The sequence below is a fragment of the Mesorhizobium sp. M2A.F.Ca.ET.039.01.1.1 genome, from assembly GCF_003998035.1.
Lineage (GTDB): Bacteria > Pseudomonadota > Alphaproteobacteria > Rhizobiales > Rhizobiaceae > Mesorhizobium.
In genome coordinates this window covers 1-5,622 of the sequence record NZ_RZRY01000418.1, presented here as the reverse complement: position 1 = coordinate 5,622, position 5,622 = coordinate 1, and the positions used below count along the sequence as shown (strand labels likewise).

At 64.0% G+C, this 5,622-nt stretch carries 7 protein-coding genes; 2 read left to right on the top strand and 5 right to left on the bottom strand.

Translation table 11 applies throughout. From position 1 onward, the window contains the following. Positions 1–192: 192 nt before the first annotated feature. From EOA24_RS25590 to EOA24_RS25580, 3 genes are read right to left on the bottom strand one after another with little or no spacing between them, the layout of a single operon-like run. Positions 193–1,044 carry an ABC transporter permease gene (locus EOA24_RS25590; protein WP_126082143.1) on the bottom strand — a complete coding sequence of 284 codons (852 nt, stop codon included), beginning with the start codon at positions 1,042–1,044 and terminating at the stop codon, positions 193–195. Further along, the gene (locus EOA24_RS25585) at positions 1,031–1,852 is read right to left on the bottom strand and encodes an ABC transporter ATP-binding protein (protein ID WP_126082142.1); all 822 of its coding nucleotides are present in this window, start codon (positions 1,850–1,852) and stop codon (positions 1,031–1,033) included. Before EOA24_RS25585 ends, EOA24_RS25590 begins: the two co-directional genes overlap by 14 nt. A 15-nt stretch (positions 1,853–1,867) precedes the next feature. Next, on the bottom strand, positions 1,868–2,872 hold the full coding sequence (locus EOA24_RS25580; RefSeq protein WP_126082141.1) for an ABC transporter substrate-binding protein: 1,005 nt from the start codon (positions 2,870–2,872) through the stop codon (positions 1,868–1,870). Between the two features lie 252 nt (positions 2,873–3,124). Between EOA24_RS25580 and EOA24_RS25575 the strand changes: the two genes are divergently transcribed. Together EOA24_RS25575 and EOA24_RS25570 are read left to right on the top strand one after the other, a co-directional pair. Further along, on the top strand, positions 3,125–3,508 hold the full coding sequence (locus EOA24_RS25575) for a RidA family protein (protein WP_126082140.1): 384 nt from the start codon (positions 3,125–3,127) through the stop codon (positions 3,506–3,508). A 65-nt stretch (positions 3,509–3,573) separates the two neighbouring features. Next, positions 3,574–4,371, top strand: a complete 798-nt coding sequence (locus EOA24_RS25570) for a creatininase family protein (protein WP_126082139.1) — start codon at positions 3,574–3,576, stop codon at positions 4,369–4,371. Between the two features lie 12 nt (positions 4,372–4,383). On the opposite strand, the gene EOA24_RS25565 is transcribed toward EOA24_RS25570, so the two are convergent. Both EOA24_RS25565 and EOA24_RS25560 read right to left on the bottom strand, forming a co-directional pair. Next, positions 4,384–4,893 (bottom strand): tyrosine phosphatase family protein, encoded by a 510-nt coding sequence (locus EOA24_RS25565; protein ID WP_126082138.1) that lies wholly within the window; start codon positions 4,891–4,893, stop codon positions 4,384–4,386. Further along, on the bottom strand, positions 4,890–5,622 hold a 733-nt coding region (locus EOA24_RS25560; RefSeq protein WP_127410184.1), incomplete at its 5' end, for an aminotransferase class I/II-fold pyridoxal phosphate-dependent enzyme. The genes EOA24_RS25560 and EOA24_RS25565, both read right to left, overlap by 4 nt.

The following is a 5,622-nucleotide window of genomic DNA, read 5'->3' as shown; positions in this document are numbered from 1 at the left end:
GCGCGCTGCAATGCTCGCGATCTTGCCGTCGGCGACCACCAGATCGGCCAGCGCGAAACCGTCCGCGTCGAACGGTGCTGTAAGCCCGGGCGTCAGCGAACGGTGAACGCGGGCATTGGCAAGCTGGTAAGAACCAGAGGCAGGTATCAAGATCTGGCCCTCTTCGTGATTTCCTCTGCGGCGCCAACCACCCTAATGCTCCTGCTTGAGGGCGCTCTCGTGCCAGCGGCGCAGGATCAGATGCGACACCAGCGACAGCACCAGGAAGATCAGGATGCCGGTCAGCGAGATCAGGATCAGCGCCGCGAACAGGCGCGGCGCGTTGAGCCGGTAGCCGGCCTCGATGATGCGCGAGGCAAGCCCGGACGACTGCCCCTGCGCGCCGGCGACGAATTCGGCGACCACGGCGCCGATCAGCGACAGGCCGCCAGCGATCTTCAACCCGCCGAGGAAATAGGGCATCGCCGCCGGCAGGCGCAAATAGCGCAATTGCTGCCAGCGTGTCGCGCCGTTGAGCTTGAACAGGTCGCGCAGGTTCCGGTCGACCGAGTTCAGCCCGAGCGTGGTGTTGGAGAGGATCGGGAAGAAGGCGACGATCCAGGCGCAGAGCAGCAGTTTGACGGTCTGGTTGTTCACATAGATGTTGATCAGCGGGAAGATGGCGACGATCGGCGTCACCTGCAGCACGATGGCGAAGGGGAAGAACGACATCTCCATCCATTTCGACTGTGCGAACAGCACCGCCAGCCCGACGCCGCCGATGACGGCGAGCAAAAGGCTGAGGAAGGTGATCCTGAGCGTCACCAGCAGCGAGGAGAACAACAGGCCGGCGTCGCTGTGCAGTGTCTGCAACACCACGCCCGGCCGCGGCAGGATGTATTGCGGGATGTCGTTCCAGACGCAGACGCGATCCCACAGCCAGATCGCCAGCACCATGATCGCCAGCGGCAGCACCCATTTGCCAATGCGCTCAAGACGCTCCTGGCGGGCGCGGCGCGCCTCCTCGGGGTCGAGCTTCAATGCAATGTCATCAATGGCCGTCATGGTGCGGTCCGGCGGTTGAGTTGATGGCGTCGACCAGCACGTCCGAAGCCTGCCGGCAAAGCGCGGCATAGTCGGGTGAGGTCCGGAACACCTCGTCGCGCGGATAAGGCGCGCTGATGGGGAGCTCGCCGAAAACGCGGCCCGGCCGCGCGGCCATGACGACGACGCGGCTGGACAGGAACACGCTTTCGAAGACGCTGTGGGTGACGAAGACGACGGTGAAACGCTCGTCCTGCCACAGCTCCAGAAGGTCGTTGTTGAGCTTGAAGCGAGTGATCTCGTCCAGCGCCGCGAACGGCTCGTCCATCAGGAGGATGCGCGGCTTCGTCACCATGGCCCGCGCGATCGACACCCGCATCTTCATGCCGCCGGAAAGCTCGCGCGGCACGGCATTTTCGAAACCGGTGAGATGGACCCGCGCCAACATCTCCATCACCGCCGGCGCAGCCTTGGCCCGCGACACGCCCTTGAGCCGCAGCGGCAGCCAGACATTGTCAAAGACGCTCGCCCAAGGCAGCAGCGTCGGCTCCTGGAAGACGAAGCCGATGTTCGAGCGGTCGATCGAGCCGCGCCAGTCGAGCTGGCCGGAGGTCGGCGTCGATAGGCCTGCGATCAGCCTGAGCGCGGTCGACTTGCCGCAGCCGGACGGGCCGAGCAGGCTCAGGAAATCGCCTTCGCGGATCGCGAGATCCACCTTGCTCAGGGCCGTCACGCCATTGGAAAAGACCTTGCCGACATTGCGCAACGAAAGCAGCATCGGGGCCTCGCCCGATGCCGTCGGCGTCTCAGCCACTTTCTCCTGGATCATCTCAGGCAGGCCGCCTTACTTCTTCAGCTCCAGCCCAACGCCCTTGTTGATGAAAGCCAGCGTGTAGGCCTTCTTGATGTCGATGCCCGGCTGCGCGACCTTGGCCTTGACCATCTTGTCGTAAAAACTCTGGATGCGCGCGTCGGTCATGGCGCCGATGCCGAGCTTTTCCGAATCGCCCGAATCGACGACGCCGAACTTCTTCAGCTGCTCGATCGAGAAGGCGATCTGCTCATCCGTCATGTCCGGATTGTCCTTCTTGATCATGTCGTTGGCGGCTTTGTTGTCGCCGTAGAGATAGTTGTACCAACCCTTGGCCGAGCCATCGACGAAGCACTGCACGACCTCCGGCCGCTTGTCGATCGTGTCCTGCATAACCTCGACCGTGGTCGCATAGGTTTCCCAGCCATAATCGGCGAGCAGGAACTGGTTCGGCACGAAGCCGCCCGCCTTCTGCACCGCAAAGGGCTCGGACGTGACATAGCCCTGCTGGATCGACTTCTTGTTGGCGATGAAGGGCGCCGGGTTGAAGGTGTAGGGCACGCGCTTCGCTGCATCGAAACCGAGCTCGGTCACCATCCACTGGAAGAAGGTCTGCGCGCCCTCGTCGCCGAGGATGTACTGGTCGGCGTTCTTGAGGTCTTCCCACTTGTCCAGCCCCTGCCCCGGCTGGGACATGAGGACCTGTGGGTCTTTCTGGAAATCGGCGGCGACGACGCGCATCGGGATGCCCTGCTGCACAGCGTCGAAGGCCGACAGCAGATTGCCGCCCATGTAGAAATCGATCTTGCCGGCAAGCAGCATCGGCCGACCGCTGACCTGCGGGCCGCCCTGCATGATGGTGACATCGAGGCCGCAGGCGGCGTAGGTGCCGTCGGCAACGGCCTGATAGTAGCCGCCATGCTCCGGCTCGGCCAGCCAGTTGGTGCCGAACGTTACCTTCTCGTTCGCGGCAGCAGCCAGCGTGCCCGCCACCAGCAAGGCGATCGACCCCGCCAGGATCTTCCCATTTCCGATCATAAACTCACCCTCTCTTGGCCCGGGCGCGCAACGCGCTGAGCTCGACACCATTGATTCAAGAAGCAAGACACATGCCACCGCCTGGGCCGCCTGCTTGTGCGACAGTCATTGCCGAGACCGGACGGGTCATGCCGTACGCGAGGCATCGTGCCTATTTTTTGGACGCCTGTCCATAATCGCCCGGGAGGCATGCACCGCATCTTGAAGGTTTCATGAATCGAGCCTTAGTCTGCGGGCGCACAGGAGAATGCCATGCTGAAATACCTCGCCCCCAAGGCCATCAAGCCGCCCTTCGCCCGCTACAGCCACGGCGTTGAAATCCCCGCCGGAAAACGCCTGGTGCTGTGCTCCGGACAGCTGGGCATCAGCCCGGACGATGCCGTACCGGAGGATGCGGGGGCCCAGACGGAGCTTTGCTTCAAGAACATAGCCGCGATCCTCAGCGAAGCCGGGCTCACCTTGAACGACATTGTGCGCATCAACGCCTTCGTCACCGATCGTGCCCACCTGCAGCCCTATATGGATGTCCGCAACCGGCTCTTTTCCGATCCGGCGCCGGCCTCTACGCTGATGATCGTCTCCGGCTTCGCCCGCCCGGAATTCAAGGTCGAGGTGGAGGTTTTGGCGGCAGGATAGCGTTGCCCGTAGCCAATAAGCGCATTACACCGACCGGTGCGGACGGAGAGCAATCGGAGACTAAAGTGGCCAAAAGACGTGTGTGGTGGGGCGATTACCGGACGACCGAATACGCCTCGATCGACGCCGAGGCGACGATTGCCGTGCTGGCGGTGGCGGCGATCGAGCAGCATGGCCCTCACCTTCCGGTCTCGACCGACACCTCGATCATGATGGGCATGCTGGAGACGGTGATCGCGCGGCTGCCCGACGATCTCGACATCCGCATCCTGCCGGTGCAGGCGGTCGGCAAGTCGAACGAGCACCTGCATGCGCCGGGAACGCTCACTCTGCCCGCCACGACCTTGGCCGACGCCTGGACCGAGCTTGGGCTGTCGATCGCGCGCGCCGGGGTGAGAAAGCTGATCATCGTCAATTCGCATGGCGGCAATGAAGAGATCATGGGCATCATCTCGCGCGAATTGCGTGTGCGCGCCAAGATGCTGTCGGTGAAGACGAGCTGGCAGCGCTTCGGCCGCCCGGCCGGCATGTATACCGAGCTCGAAGACCGTCACGGCATCCATGGCGGCGATGTCGAGACCTCGCTGATGCTGCACTTCCGGCCCGACCTCGTCGACATGAGCAAGGCCGACAATTTCGTCTCCAATGTCGCCCGCGCCGAACAGGAATTCGCCCTGCTGCGCCACACCGGAACGCATGCCTTCGCCTGGATCGCCAGCGACCTCAACCCCAACGGCGTGGTCGGCGATGCCTCGATCGCCACCGCCGAGAAGGGTCGGCTCACCGCCGAGCATCAGGCAGACGGGTTCATCAATCTGGTGAAAGACGTCCGTAAGGCAAAGCTTTCAGAATGGCTGTCCTAGCGGGTCGCTCTTCTACCCCTCGATAGGGAGCTCGAAGGGTATCCCTTCGAAAGCATCCGCGCCGCGCCCGATCGCCTCGATCGCCGCGATCATGCGGCCGTCCCGCTGAAGCAGCATGTCGGCAACCGCGATTAGCCGTGGATTGGGCGTCGCTGTCGGCGACAGGAAGCGCAGCGCCTTCGCGAGTTCCATCTCGTCACGCTGCGGCGCCAGAGCCGCCGCGATGATATAGGCCGAAGCAGTCGAGCGGCTGACGCCGGCATAACAGTGCACGACCAGCGGCCTCACGCGATCCCAGCGATAGGCGAAATCCAGCAAGGCCCGCACATGCTCCTCGCCCGGCATCGTCATGCCTTCCTGCGCCACGGCGATGTCGTGCATGACGAGATGCAGATGGTTTTCCGCCAGGATCGAAGCCGGGCGCGCCACTTCCGTGCCCGCGGCAAGCAGTGACAGCAAGCGCTGCGCGCCGGTCCTTGCCACGGTCTCGTCGACCTTCGACAGCGAACAGACATGGATCATTGTCCGGACTCCTTCGGCGCATCCTTACGCCGTGCGGCCCAGGCGGCAAGGGCGCTTTCAAGGCGCTGCCATTCTGGTTCGCTGCCCGGCAAGCCGATGCGCAGGACCCCGGGACGCTCGGCGAAATGGCGGACCAGCACGCCCTGCTCGCCGAGTGCCGAAAACAGGCCCGGTGCACCCGCGAAAGACAGATAGCGGAAAAGCGAGGTACCGCCGGAGACCGGAACGTCGAATCGGCCAAGCAGGATGTCGAGGCGACCGGCATCCTGTGCCAGGCGTTGCCGCATATCGGCCTGCCATGCCGCATCCGACAAGGCGCGGATGCCATATTCGAGCGCCGGACCGGCCACGGCCCAAGGCCCCAGTTGCGCATCCAGCCGCTCGGCCGTCAGCGCATCCGTCAGCGCGAAGCCAAGCCGAACACCCGCCAGGCCAAAAAACTTGCCGAACGAGCGCAGCACGACAATGCCGCCCTCCCCGACATTGCCGGCCAGGCTATGCTCGACCGGGCCGACATCCATGAAGGCCTCGTCGACGACGAGCAGCCCACCCTTGGCGTGAAGCAGCGCCGCGAGGTCAAGCAGGCGCGGCTTTTCGATCACTCGCCCGTCCGGATTGTTAGGATTGACCAGCACCGCGAGGTCCGCCTCGGCCAGCGCGTCGAAGTCGCTGACTTCCGCGACCGCATGGCCGGCAATAGCTGCGGCGCGGGCGTGTTCGGCATAGGTC